This window comes from [Clostridium] scindens, from assembly GCF_019597925.1.
Lineage (GTDB): Bacteria > Bacillota > Clostridia > Lachnospirales > Lachnospiraceae > Clostridium_AP.
This window is the reverse complement of sequence record NZ_CP080442.1, coordinates 1,331,014-1,348,574: the sequence shown is the minus strand read 5'-3', so window position 1 is coordinate 1,348,574 and position 17,561 is coordinate 1,331,014. Positions and strand designations below refer to the sequence as shown.

Below are 17,561 nucleotides of genomic sequence, written 5' to 3'. Positions count from 1 at the left end.
GTCGTGCCTCCTGTTACTTCTCTAAAGAAGTCCCTTTCCTGAATCTTTCGCAGGACGGCATCTTTTTCATGCAGAAATAGTATACCAGCCCTGTCGGGATTGTTGCTGTGAAGAAGGAAATGTCTACATTAATCAGTCCGATGACAGCGCCAATCACGGTTGCGATAATGGCCGCCCAGTTAATGCCTGCATGATTTCCTTTATCATCGTATAGGTCGTCGAGTTTCTCGCCTTCCACCTTTCCTCTATGCAGGATATAGTAATCGGTGATCAATACCGCAAAGATCGGTCCGAAGAAGGCCGTATAGATCTTTACAAACATATCCAGCCCAGCGGCAGAACTGTCATTCGTCAGAATCCATGGACAGGTGCATACTGCCAGGATCCCTACCAGGATTACTGCCGTCCTGTGCTTCATCTTGAAAGCGTCCATAAATGCGTATGCCGGCGGCACCACATTACTCGCAAGGTTCGTGGTCATCTGGGCAAAAAGAATGAATCCAAGCGTTGCGATCAGCAGAACCTTATTATGTACCATCTGGGAAAACGCATTGATTGGGTTGGCAATGCCTGTCGCAGTAGAAGCCATGGCTCCAATCAGCCCCAGCAGTACAGTTGTAGGCACCATAGCGATAAAGTATGCAACACCACGCTTCCCAACGGAAAATCCAGATTTTAATTCCCGGGAATAGTCGCCGGCATTCAGCATGACCGTCGTACTATTTCCAAAGAAGGCTATGATTGCCGCAATAAAAGGCATTCCCCATGTTCCTTCCTTACTGATCAGCTTATCCCCGATAACATCCCCATACTGGGTGACGCATACAAAGAGCATATACAGCATCGCGCAGACGATTACCACGCCGCCTACATTTTCCACCCATTTGATGCCCTGGAATCCTTTCACGGAAAGGATGATCTGAAGCACCTGGAACAGAATGAAGAATAATACAACATTATCATACCCAAATATAGCAATCGATATCTGGTTAATCGCAGAACCTCCAAGCCATGTCTGAAAACCATACCAAACAATGGCAGGCAGCCCCCTGATCATAACCGGTACGACATTTCCTTTCGTCCCATACGCGCTTTTTAATTGAATCGCGTACGGAGCCCCTGACTTATAACTGAATCGGTCATTGGCGCAGATGCCGATAACCAAGATCGTGGAACCAATCAGCACGGCGAGGAACACCTGCATCAGATTCAATCCCTTATCCAGCTGGGCTGAGCCCATGGTCAGCGTTCCGATTGAAATACATCCACCAAGCCAGAGCATCAAGTAAGAGCCCCACCCCATAATCCGGTCTTTATCCTTAATTGGCGCTAAAGAATCGGCTCCCTGTTTTACTTCATTATTCACATCACTCATATTCTCTCTCCTTAATTCCTATGCTGATTAGTCTGCTTTCACAGGCGTCACATATTTACCGTAGCCGATCGCATCCTCCTTATAAGCCCCATCAGCAGCAACCACCTTGCCTCGGATAATGGTGCATATTGGCGTTCCCTTTCCTTGCAGTCCGTCGAAGCAGGACACATGACCTTTGGTCAGCAGCTCCTCCTGCCTGCATTCCCATTCCTTTTCGGGGTCAACAATTACGATATCCCCGTCAAATCCAAGTTCAAACGCGCCTTTTTGACCATACAGCCCGAATACTTTGGCAGGATTATAGTCCATAACTTTTGCAATCAGCGTAGGGCTTAATCCCTTCTTGTTCACTACCATGTCAAACATCATTGGGAGGAAGAACTGGATAGAATTCAGTCCGCCCCACGCATGCCAGATGTCTTTTGTGGCATTATCCTTCTCTTCATCTGCTGCCGGAGAATGATCGCTTCCAACGCAGGATAAGGTTCCATCCAGCACATAATCCCATAATTTCTCCATGTCTTCTTTTGTCCGCATTGGCGGCGTACATTTGGCCGGAGCGCCCTTCTCAAATACAAAATCCTCTGTAAATCCAAGATAGTGCGGACAGGTCTCCGCGGTAATCTTAAGTCCTTCATGGATGGCGTCTTTCACTACCTGGGCCACCATCGGATGGCTTACATGGCAGATATGGACCCTTCCGCCTGTGGCCCTTGCCATGTCAATGACATTTTTGGTTGCCACATACTCCGTCCATACATCATGAGAATCCAGAAAGTCTCTGATCTTCTCGTCGCTGGTTCTTCCTTCTTTTGCCTTTGCCTCTTTCTCCCGCTCCAGCACCTGTCCGAATTCCTCACAGTGGAAGCCGCAAAGCGCATTATATGGCTTGAGTATCTCCAATGCCTTTCTTACATTTCCCATGTTGACAGTGGGGAACAGATCGCCGTTCGGGCAGGTAAATCCTTTGAATGCCGCTACGCCGCAGTGATGCAGGTCCACAAGATCATCCATATTATTCTTTACCGATCCCGGCTGACTGTCATAATCTCCGACAATACCGCCCCATAAAGCAAAGTCAACAGCCGAATGCTTGCTAATGCGTCCCATCTTCAGATCGAAGATCTCCTTATTCATTAAGGATGGGTCATTGTTCAATGGCATATCGATCAGGCAAGTACAGCCCGCCACAACTGCCGCTCTGGATCCTGTCTCAAAGTCTTCCCGGTATTCAAATCCTGGCTCATTCAAATGTGCATGGCAGTCAATAATGCCCGGAAATACATAGCATCCTTTTGCATCAATTACTTCTTTTGCTGCAGCCTCTGACCTTTTTGCCAAAAATGCAGAATAGACTCCGTCTTTTACTGCAATATCGGCTTCATAAACGCGGTCGGGAGTTACGAGCTTACCATTTTTTACTACTAAATCATACATTGTTTTCCTCCTTACAAAAGGCGCCTTGTCTTTTTTTTGTCATTCTTTGGTTAACCATTCATAATACATAAGTGTATTTTATTAGATACAATATTGAAAAACAATTACATGAAAGCGAAAAAAATACGTCATTTTTGTCTGTTATGTATAAAAAAAATTAGTTTTTCATTTTTTTTGTAATTTATTCTATTATCTGTTAGAATCTGTAGACAAAGGAGTATTTATACCATGTACCATGTAATTACTGCGACAGCCGCTTATGCCAGCCATATATTAGGCCTGTGCATATCTGGAACCGTCCACTCTGTTTATAAGAAAACAATCAACATTCAATTAGGACAGCATCTGCTGGCACTGCAGTCAGCCGCGTCCCCTCTGTCTCCCATCAGCCTGATCACGGATATGGAGGGGCGATCCATGGATCAGCTTCCTATCCGCTCCGGCCAGCCTGTGAATGTCCTGGGCGATCGGATAGAGATCGTTATGCCTGACTCTGCGTCTGCCGGATGTTCGTCTTCCTTTCTATATCAGCCGGAAGAGATCTACGAATCGCGACTGGCCTCTTTGCCCCCAGGCTTTTCCCACGCGCGACTTTGCGAGAGGCTGCATAGCGTCCTGTCCTCCTCGGACGTCGGAGGCTTTTGCCTGCTGTCCGACTCCTATAAGGGTTCGGCAGAACCTTTTGATCTCATCCTTGAAACTGCCAGGAAGCGGATGTCGTCCTGCATGCTCCTTCTTAAGGAGGGACAGTATGAGAAGGCTGCCAGCACATTAGCCGGACTTCTCGGACTTGGGATCGGCCTTACCCCCAGCGGCGATGATTTCCTGTGCGGCGTATTGGCTGGCCTCCTCCTCCGAAATCAGGGCTCGCATCCTTTCACTCTGGAACTTGGATGCCAGATACGCGCACGGCTTGCCAATACAAACGAGATCAGCAGGGCCTTCCTTGATTGTGCCTTAGCATCCCATTTCAGCCGCGCCGTGATCTCGCTGACCTTGCTGCCACCGTCCGGAGATATTTTAAAATCTTTTTCTGAGATCGGACATTCTTCCGGCATGGATACATTATCTGGGATCGTCTATGCCCTGGAACTCAAACTAGACCAATAAACGCCTGTTAAAATCAAAAAGGACGCCGTATCCACGATACGACGTCCTTGTCTTTGATGGTACCAGTATACCGTCTAATTTCGATTTGGTCAATCCCCTTTTTTCTAACGGCTGGGCATAACGAATCCCTCAAGCGCCCGGAGCAAAAAACAGGAAGTACCCGACTGGTATTGACAATTTTTATGATATATTATTATACCATACCCTGTTATTGCTAAATATGATAGAATGGTCATGAAAAAATGAGTGAGAAGGAGTGTCTAATATGTTAAATTTTGAATATCATACGCCTACCAAAGTCGTCTTTGGCAAAGCGGCCGAGTCCAAAACCGGAAGCCTCATCAAAGAGCAGGGATGCAGGAAGGTCCTGGTTCATTACGGAAGCGGCAGCGTCGTAAGAAGCGGCCTTCTCGACCGCGTATATGCTTCCCTCGATGCCGAAGGCATCCCCTATGTTTCTTTGGGAGGCGTGGTTCCAAACCCCCGTCTCTCCAAAGTACGCGAGGGAATCGCACTGTGCCGGCGGGAAGGAGTCGACTTTATCCTGGCAGTAGGCGGCGGAAGCGTTATCGATTCCTCCAAGGCAATCGGCTATGGCGTTGCCAATGAGGGAGATGTCTGGGACTTTTATGCGAGGAAGCGTACCGCTTCCGCCTGCCTGCCCATTGGCGCCATCCTTACCATCGCGGCTGCCGGAAGCGAGATGAGCAACTCCTCCGTCATTACGAACGAAGACGGCTTAAAGAAGCGTGGCTATAAAAGCGAATATTGCCGCTGCAGGTTTGCCATCCTGAATCCGGAACTTACATATACGCTTCCAGATTACCAGACGCAGAGCGGATGCGTGGATATTCTGGTGCATACGATGGAACGATACTTCAACCAGAGCACGAATATGGAGATGACGGACGGAATCAGCGAGGCACTGCTTCGCACTGTCATGAAGAATTCTCTGATTCTGAAAAAGGATCCTCAAAATTATGACGCCCGTGCAGAAGTCATGTGGGCTTCCAGCCTCTCTCATAATGGCCTTACTGGATGCGGTACCGATGGCGGGGACTGGGCTTCCCACCAGTTGGAACATGAACTTGGCGGCATGTTCGACGTCGCTCACGGCGCAGGCCTTGCTGCCGTATGGGGTACCTGGGCCCGCTATGTATGCAAGGACCGCCTGGACCGGTTTGCCAAGTTTGCCGAGAATGTCCTTTTCGTTCCGCACAGTGAAGACTTGGAGCAGACGGCCCTTCTGGGCATTCAGGCTATGGAAGACTATTTTCGAAGCATTGGAATGCCCACCAGCCTCCACGAACTTGGAATTGCCCCAAGCGAAGAGCAGATTCTGGAACTCGCCGACAAATGCAGTTTTGGCAATACCCGTACGATCGGAAAAGTACGGGAACTTAACCGGGAGCAGATAGCAGAAATCTATCGGCTGGCACAGGGAATTTAATCGTCTCCACAAAAGGCATCCTGCAAAGCATAACCCGCAGAAAATCGTGCTTTTTAGAACACGATTTTCTGCGGGTTATGCTTGTTTTTCCTTATCTTTTCTTAAAGATTTTTCTCCCGACTCCTATTCCGGCTGCCGCCAAGCCTATTGCAGCAATCAATGTGATTACAACTTTAGCACCTGCAAAAGCAGCTTCCCCGTTTCCATTAGACACGCTTTGGGAATCTGCCCCTGTCTTTTTTTCTACGTCCTTACCAATTTTCTTTGATTCTCTATCTTTATTTTTTCCTGCTTCTGCCGCTTCATTCTCTGGCGTCTCCTGGCCTGCCCCGGCCTTTGTTATGACTGTGATCTGTCCTCCGTCTGCATTCCTCTTAGATAAATCTTCTTCTCCATCTTCTCCGGCAGGGATGGATGTCTCCAATGTCTGTCCGCCTCTGTCGCCGCCATTCGAACTATCTGTCCCGTCCGGAAGTTCCTGTTTTACTCTCCCATCAATCATCCACACAGCACTCTCGCCTTTAAAAACACTTTCTCCATACACCAATGTCTTTAAATAAATCACTTTCCCTTTCACCGGAAGATTAAGATAAAAAGAAAACATTCCATCCTTGCTCTCTTCCATACCTTCTAAGACATTGGTCTGCCCGTCAAACAGATAATAAGAAAAGTCTTTCCCATCCATGCTGTACATCACTTCCATCCGCTGTGCGTCATATGGATATGGAAGTACAAGCTGTGCTCCTTCCTTAGCATCTTCAAAAATGCTATATCCAACCAGAAACATTTTTTCCGGCGGCAGGCATAATACGGTAATTTCGGGCACGAGATTATTTGGATTCTTATATTCATTCTCTGTATCATTCGTTTCAAAATTCCCCTGCACTTTCACAAAACCTGGCTTCCCAAATGCGTTCTCATTCACATTCCATGTGACTGGTATGGACACCTTTCTTTCGGTTTCTAGTCCCATCTCCCATACATATACTTCCAGGCTTTCCGGAAATCCCCACTGATCCGGGGATGATCCTGTCTCTACATATACTGGCCTTGGATCCTTTATTTCCATCATGGTATAGTTCTTTGTGTTATCCAGTTTGGGTTCTAACTTTGAATTATCATTTACAACCGTTCCTTGCGCAGAGTATACGCTGCACAATTCCCCCACGGGATTCCATCCGGGATCCGTCCATCTGGCAGAAATAAAAGATTCCTGAATCAGAAAATCTGCGGCCCCCTCTCCATATACGCCATATGCCGACTGCTGGCTTGTGACCTGAATATTGCAGTGGATAATGGGTATGTATCCATTTGACATGGTTGCAATTCCTTTGGATGACTGGCTTCCATCCAGCTCCATATGCAGATTCGATACGCTTTTTTCATGGCTCCCATCATATTGGATTCCAATTACATTCCTGCCCTGTGCCTGAATTGCAAACCTATCAGGCACGCCTGGAGATGTCATGGTGCCTTCTGCGACATGAACCGCCACGCCATCTTCTCCTGTATAAATAAGCTTCCCCTGGTTCAGGGCCAGGTCTGCATGATTTCGAACCATGATGCAGAAAAAATTATTTCCCCGGATGCAGAGGTTCGGATTATCAATCCAAACGTCGCAATCCACTAAGATTCCATATCTTCCGGCATCGATCACGACATTCCCGGTTCCATCAAGTCGAATCGGATGTTCTTTGTCTCCGCTTTCCAGTTTTAAATCCCCCGACAAAGAATATACTGCGCCGTTTTTATCTTTATTTTCTTCATACCACTTTAAAAAATCTTCCTCTTTCTCCAAGGCTGGAGGTCCCCACGCCTTCACTGTAAACGGCAGGAGAAAAAAGAGGATTATACAAACAGGTATAATCTGAAATTTGTATCTTTTTTCCATATTTTTATCCTCAATTTGTAATTTGCTTTATCTTATCATGAATTCACAATGATTAACAACAGTTTCTCTTTCTATTGAAATCTATTTACAAAGCGCCTGTATTCCATATAGAATATAATCCAGAATGATACTAATGAAAGCAGGTGCCTTATGGAGCGACTTCTATTTGTAGATGATGATATAGAAATACTTTCTTTAAACCGGTCCTATTTTACAGAACACGGATATGATGTAGATACAGCTTCCAGCGCGGAAGAAGCGATGGAACTGTTAAAAGACAGGTCTTATGACTGTCTGGTTCTAGATATTAAAATGGAAGCGCAGGATGGTTTCGAATTATGCAATAACCTGCGTAAAACTACCAATACGCCTGTCATTTTCCTTACAGTTCTTACTGACAGCGAGTCTCTTGTAAAAGGATTCAACAGCGGCGCGGATGACTATGTAGAAAAGCCCTACCGCTTACAGGAACTTGAAATGCGGATCCGTGCAAGAATCAGCCCGCATATTCCCTCCTCATATGAACAAAAACATCCTGCTCCCCCTGTTCTTTCTCTGTATCCGGAAGAACAGCAGGCTTATATTGGCACCCAGTCTCTTAAACTTACGGCAAATGAATTCCAGATTCTATATTTTTTAAGCCAGCACAAGGGAATCCCTTACAGACAGGAAGAAATATATCAGGCATTGTGGGGTGAAAACTACAATACCCACAGCATACAGGTCCTTATTTTACGAATCCGCAAAAAAATCCAGGCCGCCGCGCCAGATAAAGAATTCATCCGCACACAGTGGGGAAAGGGGTATGTGTATACAGAATCATGATGGAGCGAAAAAAACAATTGTACAGCCTTTTTCGGCCGGCTCTGATTCTAATTCTCTCCCTGGCCGGAATCGGACTGATTTTTTATCTAACTTATATGAAGGATAATAAATATCTGGATAACGATGAATCCTTCTATGTCCTGGCAGATGACTGGGAATTCTATCCTGATACTTCCTATTCAGATTACGAAAGCGGAAATCCCACCTCCAATCCGGCTAATATAACGATTGGCGAATCGGGTAATTTTTCTTCTTTTCATAAAGACAAGTCTCCCTTTGGCCGCGGACTGTATCGAAAGCAGCTGCATTTGGAAGCAAATGCAGACGGATGGCTCTTAGAACTTCCTGAGATTTTTTCTGCATGCAAGGTCTATGTCAATGGAGAATTGATTCATTCTTATGGAAACCTCTCCAGAAAAGACTATGAGATTCATATCAGAAATGCCCTGTTTTCCCTTCCGTCCGGCTATGTAGAACTTCTCATCGATACGGCAAATTATTCTCATTATTATAGCGGCATGATTTACCCGCCGGTTCTGGGAACATCCTCCGATATTCTCCATCTGGTAAACTGCCGCCTTATTTTTTATGCCTTCTTATGTTTCTTCACGCTTGGATGTGCTGTTATTTCAATCAGCATCTGGTTTCGCAGGAAGGCCGGGGCTTTATATATTGCTTATGGAATTCTCTGCATCAGCTATGCAGTCCATATTTCCTATCCGCTCATCCATTGGCTGGGAATCAATATGGGCGTTCTTCCATATGTGATGGAAGACGGATCCTTTTTCGTGATTTTAACTTGTATGACTGTTCTGACGTACCGTTTGTGCAGCCACGCATTTCCTCGCATTATCCACTTGGCTGCCTATGCATTTTGCATTGGCATGCTCCTATTTGTCCCGCTTTCACACTATGTACTTTTCCCGTTCCTGCCATCCTTTGTCTCTATTTACGGGGATGTCATGGCCATATTTAAAATCTTTCTAAGTTTTTACCTCATTGTGGCTGCCTGTATAATTTCTTATCAGAACCAGGATGATATCTGGATGCTGAGCGCAAATGCAGTATTTGGCTTTGGCATTCTGATCGATTATCTGACTGCCGGCAGATATGAGCCGCTACACTTTGGATGGCAGACAGAATACTGCGGGTTTATTATGGTGTTTCTATTTACTGTTTTGATTTTACGTTACAGCCGCCGCATCCTGCTGGAACGGGAATATCTGACAGAACATCTTAAGGAAGAAGTAGAACGTAAAACTGCATGGCTTACACGCATGATGGATGAAAGGAAAGAATTCCTGTCCGCTGTGGCTCATGACCTAAAGGCTCCCGTGGCAGCAATCAATACTTATATTGACTATATACGCAATTCCCCTATGCGCTCAGACAGGGAACTCCAGCATTATCTGGATGTCATTGACCGCAAATCCATGCAGATTCAGAATAATGTTCAGAGCCTGCAGCTTTTTCATACGGAAACTACCCATAATACAGCGCCTGAAGTATTTGACTTAAATGCATTTCTTCACATTGTTTATGAAGAAACCTGTCCTTATGCGGATGCCGCAGGAATTCATTATCAGCTTCTTCTCCCGGATACTTCCTTTTATGTGCTGGGGCACAAAGAAAGCCTCTTCCGTGCATTTGAAAATCTTGTAATCAACGCTACGGAACATACGCCCTTCGAGGGAGCGATTACATTAAGCGCCCTTTATAAAGACCATCTGGCACATATTACTTTCAAGGACAGCGGGGAAGGAATTCTTCCGGAACATCTGGGCCAGATTTTCAGCTACCGCTTCAGTACCAAAAAGCAGAACGGTCTCTGCGGTCTCGGGCTCTATTTCACGAAAAACTGCATGGAAGAGTACGGCGGAACCATTGCTGCCGATTCTGTGCCCGGAGAATATACTTCCTTTCATATTACTTTTCCGGAAAATAGGATGCCGGATTGATGACATTTTAATAGCTGCAACATGAATGGGGATGTAAAATTCATTACATCCCCTTCTGCTTATCTGCGATTTCTTCTATGCCTTCTTTTTGCCTGTGCTGATTTTTGTTTCACGATCATACACATCGCTATGCATCCAAGTGCAGCTATGGCAAGGATAAGATAAAAAAGTATCTTTCCTGCTGATAATGCATCTCCCGTTTTTACTGCCGTGCCTTTCTGTCCTTTTAGACTTTCATCATTTATCGGAGGCTTTGGTTCTGGATCCTTTATGCGGCTTACGATAATGCAGTCGCTTTCCGCGATCTCATTGCCTGCCTTATCCATTGCCTTTACCGTATATTTCCCATTTCCTTTTGTTGTGAAAGTATAGGTGTCCCCGGATGCTATGACAGCTATTGGCGTGTTTCCATCTTTCAATACCTGGACATCTTCTGTTTTGTCCAGTCCGCTGATCTCATCCTTGATTTTAAATGAAATCTCTGCTTCTTTCTCCTGCCAGTTTTCCGGATTTCCTTCTACACTGCTTAAGGTAGGGATTTCTTTATCAATCTGAACCGTGATGCTTCTGTCTGCGCTTTGGTTTGTCGCATTGTCCTCTGCGCTTACCTTAACAGTCTGCTTCCCGTTATTTGTCAGGGTCTGGTTAAACTGATATTCCTGTATCATTTCTTCCGGATTGCCAAGAAGTACATTGCTGTCTCCATCATTTAAAGTCCATGACACCTGATTGAGCCCGCTTTCTTCATCTGTTACAGACGCTGTTAATGTCACATCCGTCCGGTACCATCCGTTTTTAGAAACTTCTTCCGCCGTAAATTCTGAAATAACAGGGGCTGTATTTTCAACAATCCAGACATCTGCTCCATCTTTCTCAAGATTGGATACCTGATTTATATTTCCTGCCATATCCGTTGCCCGTACATTGATTATTCCGTTTGTTCCAAGAGGAATGTCAAAAACCGCCTCATCGGATACGGTTTGATCTAATGTTACAACTGTGTACCCATCCTCTCCCGGTAGTCTGTATTCCAGTTTTTCTACACCGCTTAAATTGTCGGTGACAGGAAGCGTGACCTGTACGGTTTCCTTGAAAAAGTTTCCAAATGTCAGCGTCCGTCCAATTCTGCTTAAAATGCCTCTATTCTTCTCTTGGACGGAAACGGTTCCAAGCCTTGGTTCTTCTGTATCACTTTTAAATTCCACCGTCTTTGGGGAAGTAAGCTGGCCTGTGCGGCTGTCTTTTAACTGGATCTGGATGGTTTCCTTTTTGTTATTCACTTCAATCGAAGCAGTCCCGTCTGCAAACATGTCATATGTGTCCCCAAGAGGCTTAATGATAATCGGGCTCGTATACCATCCCCCATTGCCTGGTATTCCGGATACCTGATAATTCGTAGTCTCAACTGGAGCATCCTGGCCTACCGATAATGTTCCCTCCTGGCAGATAATATTATAATTGCGATTTGCATTGTCGAAGGAAACTACCACCCTATAAGAACCAGTCTCATCCTTAAAGTCGGGGTAGGCGTAGCGGGGAGTTCCCAGCATTTCCAATGTATCCGTCCCCTGCAATGCGCTTGTCCCGTCGTAGACTTCCATAAGTTCCGGTTCTGGTTTCTGCGTTCCTGCCTTCTTGCTGTCGTCTTTTACTTTCACCGTAATCGTACGGGGAATAATTTTACCTTTGATTACTACAGTCTCCTCGCAACTGTATTTCTCTGCATTCGTACCGCTTAATGTAATGCCTGATAAGGTAATATCTTTATTTTCTGCCGCATCTATAGTCGTAAATTCTGCTGTCGCTGCTGCAGAAATAGAATCCGCTGATAGAACATTATCCAGAGCAAGAGCGCCTACATCCATCGATGTATCTGCGTCATATTCTTTTTCTGTTGTCTGTGCCCCGCTCACAGTCACCTGTCTTTTATCAATTGTAATCGGTATTTCAGCCTCCGCAGTCTCCCCCATTGCGTCGCTAATGATTACTTTTACAAGTACCTGCCCATTGGTGATATCGGTGGGCGTTCCACTAAGAATTCCCTCCTCAGTCAGAACTAATCCTGCCGGAAGCGGCGTCCCGGGAGCAACAGCATAGGTCAGATTGCCCCTGCCGCCTGTCGCGCTTAAGGCTACCGGTGCTATCTCCGTCCCATATTCAGCGGTGACAGGAGCGACTTCCCCCGGCGTAAGCGTCTGATACCAGAATGCCTTCAAGGTGGTATCCTGTGAAGGCATCGTATAGGATTCGCCAGGCTGGTAAATCGTTGTCCCATCGTCCGGCGTCCATCCGCCGAAAAGATAGCCATCATTTTGAAGGGCTGTCACCGGCAGGACCACATCTGTCCCCTCATATGCCTTCATTGATGCAGGCGGAGTTCCGCTTCCTCCATTTGCGTCAAAAGCCAGGCTATACTCGTTCGCTTCAACGATTTCTCCTCCGCCTTCTGCTGCCTTTTTCATTATGTAAACGGTCTTAACATCTGACATGGCGTACTTATCATTTTTCACCCATATCTGTAGTTTGTGGACGGAATTCTCTGCCCATTCTTCTGGAACTGGTATCTCACCGGCCACTCCCTGGCGCTTGCCATCTGCAGCAATAGGGTCAGTCCCTTTATGGGTTCCCGGGTCTTCGGTAAAGTTATCGTCCACCAGTGTTTTTAATGTTGCATCTAATATGGTTTCCTGCCCATCATCCAGCGAATAATACACGTTATAGGTCCTGGTATCCGCATCCTTTACTTTCGCTTTTACCCCGATGTCCGCCGCGCTATAAGCCAATTCTATATCCGCAGCTATATCAATCTCCGGCGGGGCTGCCGGCTCTCCCACTCCAAAGAGAAGCGTAAATTCTGTGGAGGCATGAGGCGCCAATGCACGGTTCTGCCAGGAAAATGCAATTCCACTGTCCGTTCCCTGGGGCAGATCTCCCCCTTCCCGGCTGTTCCAGTAATTATACTGCCTTTGATTATACTCTCCAAACCATAAGGTATCCAACGCTGTCACGCCAAATGTATTTTTGGAATAGAGGCTGAACTGGCTTCCATTTTTGCTGCCTTCCACCATGGTAATACCCGTTGACGTGCTATTGATGGCTGCCTTGTCATCTCCCCCTATCATAATATCGGCTCCGCCGCACAGTCCTATCACTTTTGCGGTATCAGCCGGATTGTAAACCTTGTAGGTCACCTTTACATAAGCCTGATCGGATGTAAAGGTAATCAATGGCTGTACCTGCATACCGTTTACCGTCTTTACCTGGCCGTTATTTAAACTTGATATCAGCTCCATATTTCCTCTATCCACTGAAACATCCCCTACCGTCAGATATAATTCATATCCATAATTGCTGTAAGTGGTTTTTACTTCGCTTCCGTCTTTGAGGCCTCTGATATCGAAGGCTTTCTCACTGCTAATAGCAGAAGAACCTGTAAGAAACTTTAATGTTCCCGTAGTATTTGTGGCAGTTTGAGGATAAGACGAATCCGGTTCCAGATTCTTTGCCTGCTTTTCTTCGCCGCTTGCCATTTCTTTTTCCGAATCTTCTTTGGTCTCCCCCTTTTGATACTTTACTTCTATCCACGGAAGCTTTATCTCGCCATTATCTGCCTTTTGCTGTAATTCACCAGACAGCGCAAAGTTTTCTTCCCATCTTGGCATAAATGTGAAAACCGCATCTTCATTTTCATGCCCTGCCTGATAAGAACCCCCTCCAAACCCATCATCTGTGCACTCCCAGGTAACAGGCATATCTACATTCTCTTCCTGCCCTTCTATCCTTACCGTCAGAACATCCGGAAGGCTCAGATCACTCTCCGGTGTTCCCTTTGGAATTTCTATAGACTGATATGCTTTATAGCCAGACATATCAAATCCTATAAAATCCAAGATTACATTGTCAGTGATTTTCTTGTCCGTATCCGTCCCCTTGGCATATGCAATTGTCCCCAGCAACATGGTCATTGTCAGTATAAGGCTGATAATGGCTGCTATTTTTCTTCTCATACTCTTTCTCCATTTCTTTTTTTGTATTCTTCTTATCTTTTTTGGATAGTAACAGTTCATAATCAATGCTATCCAGTATCCTGCATAAAGTTCTGACGGAAGGGCTGTGTTTTTTCTGTTCCAGCCTGGATATCTCTTGCTGTGTATTATTTGATAGATGTGCCAGTTCCTTCTGCGTAATATGCAGTTCTTTTCGTATCCCCGCTATACTCTCCAACAAAATCCGTTCATTTTCAGTGCTGCCTTTTGTATCCGTTCTTTTCGGTACAACAGAAACCTCCTTCTTTGATTTTCCTGTTGTCTTCTGCATCAGCCACCCTCTCCTTTCTCAAAATCATGTCTGCTTTCTATCTTAGAATACAGCAAATTTGTTGTTTTTTGGCTGCAGACGCCGTTTGTTGTGCTTTGTTGTTATTTGCTATCATTGGACCTTTGCCGCATGCCTTCAGCATGTTCTTATGCGGAATTATTTTTATACACAAAAAAGCAGCAGCAAAATGCTACTGCTTTCTTGTGAGGGATCCTTGTCCCTTTTTTATCTCTTAAATTTCTAGCGCCGCCTATAGCCGGAATACAAGGGTCGCTATGCGGAAATATATCATGATGGAGCAGGTATCTACGATCGTCGTAATCAAGGGCGACGCCATGATTGCCGGATCAAGATGCAGCTGCTTTGCAAAAATCGGCAGCATGCAGCCTACCATCTTGGCCACCACGATCGTTCCTATCAGCGAAGCGGCAACCACCATCGCCATCTGCACATCGCCGCCATGCACCAGATAGATCCTTACGCCGTTGGCCGCTGCCAGCACAATTCCTACGATCAGGGATACGCGGAATTCCTTCCACACGATGGAGAAGAAATCTGAAAAATGCAGTTCATCCACCGCCAGCCCCCGGATCACCAGCGTTGAACTCTGGGAGCCGCAATTTCCGCCTGTATCCATCAGCATGGGAATAAAGGACACCAGGATTGGAACCACCTGGAATGCATTCTCATACTTCGTGATGATCGCTCCTGTGATTGTCGCCGAGAACATCAGGATCAGCAGCCACGGAATCCGGTTCTTCGCATGCTGGAATACGGATGTCTTAAGATAAGACTCTTCGCTGGAAGCGATGGCCGCCATTTTGTGGATATCCTCGGTAGTCTCTTCCGTCAGAACCCCGATGGCGTCATCAAAGGTTACGATCCCTACGATAAATCCTTCCTTATCCAGTACCGGTATTGCGATCAGTCCATATCTGCGGAAGAGTTTGGCTGCATCTTCCCTGTCGTCGGTGGTCCGGATAAAGATAAAATTCTCTTCCATCAGATCTTTCACCTGTACATCCTCATCATTGGTCATCAGTGCCTGTGCCGTAATAATGCCAACCAGCTTCCTCTGCACGATCACATAGCAAGTATACACCGTCTCGCTGTGGATTCCGATGGTACGGATCTTATGCAGGGCCTGCCGTACCGTCATGTCCGGGGACAGATCCACATACTCTACCGTCATAATGCTTCCCGCGCTATCCTCCGGGTAATTCAAAAGCCGGTTGATATCCGCACGCGTATCCTTGCTCACCTGATCCAGCAGCTTATTGACTACATTGGCCGGCATATCTTCCAGCAGATCCACCGCGTCGTCCGTATACATGGAATCCAGGATGTGCTTGATTTCCTGGCTGGTAAAGCAGTCAAGAAGCGTCTGCCTCTGGTCATCATCCATATAAGAAAATACTTCTGCTGCCTTATCCTTCTCAATCATCCGGAATACGATTGCCAGATCCCGGTCGTTTAATTCCATCAAAAGATCTGCCAGATCCACCGGATTATACTCTCCCATCAGTCTCTTTAATTCTTTGTAGTTCCTCGCCTCCAATAATTCTAATAAAATACTCTTTGCCATTGTCTCTGCCTCCTGTCTGAAATGTTATTTTCGCGCATTCGGGCATAAAAATACTGCCATCTCCAACCGGATATGGCAGCACGCAAAATCAAACCTTCAGTTGAAAAGGCATTTATCGAAGGAGAGTCCTCCTCTCCCTACAGTAAATCCTAAAAGAAGGCATACTTATGGTGTTCCCGTATCCGATTGTCATTGTAAAGCTACAACTTCGCGCCGAATTACCGTCCATAATCTCGCCTTCCTTTCCTGGATATATTCATCTATGATTCTTTGGACCTTTTAAGCATACTTCAATCTTCCAGAAATGTCAAACCCCTTCCCGTAAATCTTCCGGCTTATAGCGTTAATTCTTAAAGATAAACGCAGGGATTGGAGGGTTGTTTGCCCGGTTGTAGTACGCATTTACGATTACCGTATACTCCCGCGCCGAAAGTTCTCTGAGGCAGTCCAGGATCCTCTCCTTTTCTTCAAATCCCGTGTCCCCTCCGCTGTAGATGCACAGGCTCATCATGCCTCCTTTTTTCAGAATCTTTAATCCTTTTTGGATCGCCTCCACGCTGGTTGAGGCCCGGGTGGCTATGTGATGGCTCCCGCCTGGAAGATACCCGAAATTAAAGCAGATGACATCTGCGGTGCCCTCCCCTGCATACAAGTCCATATGTTCGTGTCCGTCCCTTATAAGTTTGGCACGCCCAAGGCATCCCTGTTCTTCCAGGAGCCTCTGCGTGGCTTCAAGCGCTGCATCCTGGATGTCAAAAGCCAGCACGCTTCCAGTCTCTTTGGCCAGCGTGCAAAGCATCAGCGTATCCTTTCCATTTCCCATCGTGGCATCAATATAGAATCCCCCGTAAGCAGCCTGGGATCGGATAATCGCGTGGCACCAGTCCGTTATCTGCGATGGTCTCAATGATTCTTCCTCCTTCCTTTTTCTGGATCCATCGTATCACATCAGAATCCGAAAATCCACTTCCACTCCTTCCGGCACTTCCCATTGCCACCATCCCGTCAAAATGTTATAATAAATTTGCAGAAATTCTGCAGACCTTAAACAAAAAGGAGGAAATGAATATGTTAGATCCAAAAGTAGCTGAATTATTAAACACGCAGGTTAATAAGGAATTCTATTCCGCCTACCTATATCTGGATTTCGCCAATTACTATAAAGACCAAGGGCTGGATGGATTCGCGAACTGGTATAATATCCAGGCACAGGAAGAACGCGACCATGCCATGCTTTTCATTCAATATTTACAGAATAACGGGGAGAAGGTAACACTGGAATCTATCGATAAGCCTGAGGCTGTTCTGGCCGGATTTGAAGATCCTCTAAAAGCGGGCCTTGAACATGAGCAGTATGTCACCAGCCTGATTCACGCCATCTATGACGCTGCCTATGCGCAGAAGGATTTCCGAACCATGCAGTTCCTGGACTGGTTTGTAAAGGAACAGGGTGAGGAAGAGAAGAATGCGGATGATCTGATCACCAAGTTCAACCTCTTTGGCCATGACTCCAGAAGCCTTTATATGCTGGATTCCGAACTGGCTGCAAGGGTATATTCCGCGCCCTCTCTAGTTTTATAACAGTGCCAGGCCAGCGGGAAACTTCGTTCGTT

12 protein-coding genes are annotated in these 17,561 nt (G+C 46.1%); 5 read left to right on the top strand and 7 right to left on the bottom strand.

Annotated elements, in window-relative coordinates:
- Positions 1 to 13 precede the first annotated feature (13 nt).
- Together K0036_RS06465 and allB are read right to left on the bottom strand one after the other, a co-directional pair.
- On the bottom strand, positions 14 to 1,375 hold the full coding sequence (locus tag K0036_RS06465; protein ID WP_025644258.1) for an NCS1 family transporter: 1,362 nt from the start codon (positions 1,373 to 1,375) through the stop codon (positions 14 to 16).
- Between the two features lie 27 nt (positions 1,376 to 1,402).
- Positions 1,403 to 2,812: an allantoinase AllB gene (gene allB / locus K0036_RS06460; RefSeq protein ID WP_220430990.1), complete on the bottom strand. Its 1,410-nt coding sequence runs from the start codon at positions 2,810 to 2,812 to the stop codon at positions 1,403 to 1,405.
- Between the two features lie 228 nt (positions 2,813 to 3,040).
- On the opposite strand from allB, the gene K0036_RS06455 reads away from it, so the two are divergent.
- Positions 3,041 to 3,922 (top strand): DUF2877 domain-containing protein, encoded by an 882-nt coding sequence (locus tag K0036_RS06455; protein WP_220430989.1) that lies wholly within the window; start codon positions 3,041 to 3,043, stop codon positions 3,920 to 3,922.
- A gap of 265 nt (positions 3,923 to 4,187) precedes the next feature.
- A complete protein-coding gene (locus K0036_RS06450; protein ID WP_220430988.1) occupies positions 4,188 to 5,372 on the top strand; it encodes an iron-containing alcohol dehydrogenase in 1,185 nt (394 codons plus the stop codon).
- Positions 5,373 to 5,463: 91 nt separating this feature from the next.
- On the opposite strand, the gene K0036_RS06445 is transcribed toward K0036_RS06450, so the two are convergent.
- Positions 5,464 to 7,170, bottom strand: a complete 1,707-nt coding sequence (locus K0036_RS06445; RefSeq protein ID WP_220430987.1) for a hypothetical protein — start codon at positions 7,168 to 7,170, stop codon at positions 5,464 to 5,466.
- 243 nt (positions 7,171 to 7,413) lie between these two features.
- Here K0036_RS06445 and K0036_RS06440 point away from each other — a divergent pair, with 243 nt between their 5' ends.
- Together K0036_RS06440 and K0036_RS06435 are read left to right on the top strand one after the other, a co-directional pair.
- Positions 7,414 to 8,088: a response regulator transcription factor gene (locus K0036_RS06440; protein ID WP_220430986.1), complete on the top strand. Its 675-nt coding sequence runs from the start codon at positions 7,414 to 7,416 to the stop codon at positions 8,086 to 8,088.
- A complete protein-coding gene (locus K0036_RS06435; RefSeq protein WP_220430985.1) occupies positions 8,085 to 10,046 on the top strand; it encodes a sensor histidine kinase in 1,962 nt (653 codons plus the stop codon). Before K0036_RS06440 ends, K0036_RS06435 begins: the two co-directional genes overlap by 4 nt.
- Positions 10,047 to 10,105: 59 nt before the next feature.
- Here the strand turns inward: K0036_RS06435 and K0036_RS06430 are convergent, their stop codons facing one another.
- The 4 genes from K0036_RS06430 to K0036_RS06415 all read right to left on the bottom strand — a co-directional run bounded on the left by K0036_RS06430 (position 10,106) and on the right by K0036_RS06415 (position 16,855).
- Positions 10,106 to 14,053, bottom strand: a complete 3,948-nt coding sequence (locus K0036_RS06430; RefSeq protein WP_220430984.1) for a YDG domain-containing protein — start codon at positions 14,051 to 14,053, stop codon at positions 10,106 to 10,108.
- Positions 13,947 to 14,363, bottom strand: coding sequence for a helix-turn-helix domain-containing protein (locus K0036_RS06425; protein ID WP_220430983.1), 417 nt, complete (start codon positions 14,361 to 14,363; stop codon positions 13,947 to 13,949). Before K0036_RS06425 ends, K0036_RS06430 begins: the two co-directional genes overlap by 107 nt.
- 250 nt (positions 14,364 to 14,613) lie before the next feature.
- Positions 14,614 to 15,948, bottom strand: a complete 1,335-nt coding sequence (mgtE, locus tag K0036_RS06420) for a magnesium transporter (protein ID WP_025644281.1) — start codon at positions 15,946 to 15,948, stop codon at positions 14,614 to 14,616.
- A 343-nt stretch (positions 15,949 to 16,291) separates the two neighbouring features.
- Positions 16,292 to 16,855 (bottom strand): tRNA (mnm(5)s(2)U34)-methyltransferase, encoded by a 564-nt coding sequence (locus tag K0036_RS06415; protein ID WP_220430982.1) that lies wholly within the window; start codon positions 16,853 to 16,855, stop codon positions 16,292 to 16,294.
- 161 nt (positions 16,856 to 17,016) lie between these two features.
- On the opposite strand from K0036_RS06415, the gene K0036_RS06410 reads away from it, so the two are divergent.
- A complete protein-coding gene (locus tag K0036_RS06410) occupies positions 17,017 to 17,529 on the top strand; it encodes a ferritin (protein WP_025644285.1) in 513 nt (170 codons plus the stop codon).
- The last annotated feature ends 32 nt before the right edge of the window (positions 17,530 to 17,561 follow it).

Excerpts from the sequence above, each read along its gene's own strand:
- K0036_RS06465 (WP_025644258.1), bottom strand. The coding sequence starts at position 1,375 with ATGAGTGATGTGAATAATGAAGTAAAACAGGGAGCCGATTCTTTAGCG.
- allB (WP_220430990.1), bottom strand. The coding sequence starts at position 2,812 with ATGTATGATTTAGTAGTAAAAAATGGTAAGCTCGTAACTCCCGACCGC.
- K0036_RS06455 (WP_220430989.1), top strand. The coding sequence starts at position 3,041 with ATGTACCATGTAATTACTGCGACAGCCGCTTATGCCAGCCATATATTA.
- K0036_RS06450 (WP_220430988.1), top strand. The coding sequence starts at position 4,188 with ATGTTAAATTTTGAATATCATACGCCTACCAAAGTCGTCTTTGGCAAA.
- K0036_RS06440 (WP_220430986.1), top strand. The coding sequence starts at position 7,414 with ATGGAGCGACTTCTATTTGTAGATGATGATATAGAAATACTTTCTTTA.
- K0036_RS06435 (WP_220430985.1), top strand. The coding sequence starts at position 8,085 with ATGATGGAGCGAAAAAAACAATTGTACAGCCTTTTTCGGCCGGCTCTG.
- K0036_RS06430 (WP_220430984.1), bottom strand. The coding sequence starts at position 14,053 with ATGAGAAGAAAAATAGCAGCCATTATCAGCCTTATACTGACAATGACC.
- K0036_RS06425 (WP_220430983.1), bottom strand. The coding sequence starts at position 14,363 with ATGCAGAAGACAACAGGAAAATCAAAGAAGGAGGTTTCTGTTGTACCG.
- mgtE (WP_025644281.1), bottom strand. The coding sequence starts at position 15,948 with ATGGCAAAGAGTATTTTATTAGAATTATTGGAGGCGAGGAACTACAAA.
- K0036_RS06410 (WP_025644285.1), top strand. The coding sequence starts at position 17,017 with ATGTTAGATCCAAAAGTAGCTGAATTATTAAACACGCAGGTTAATAAG.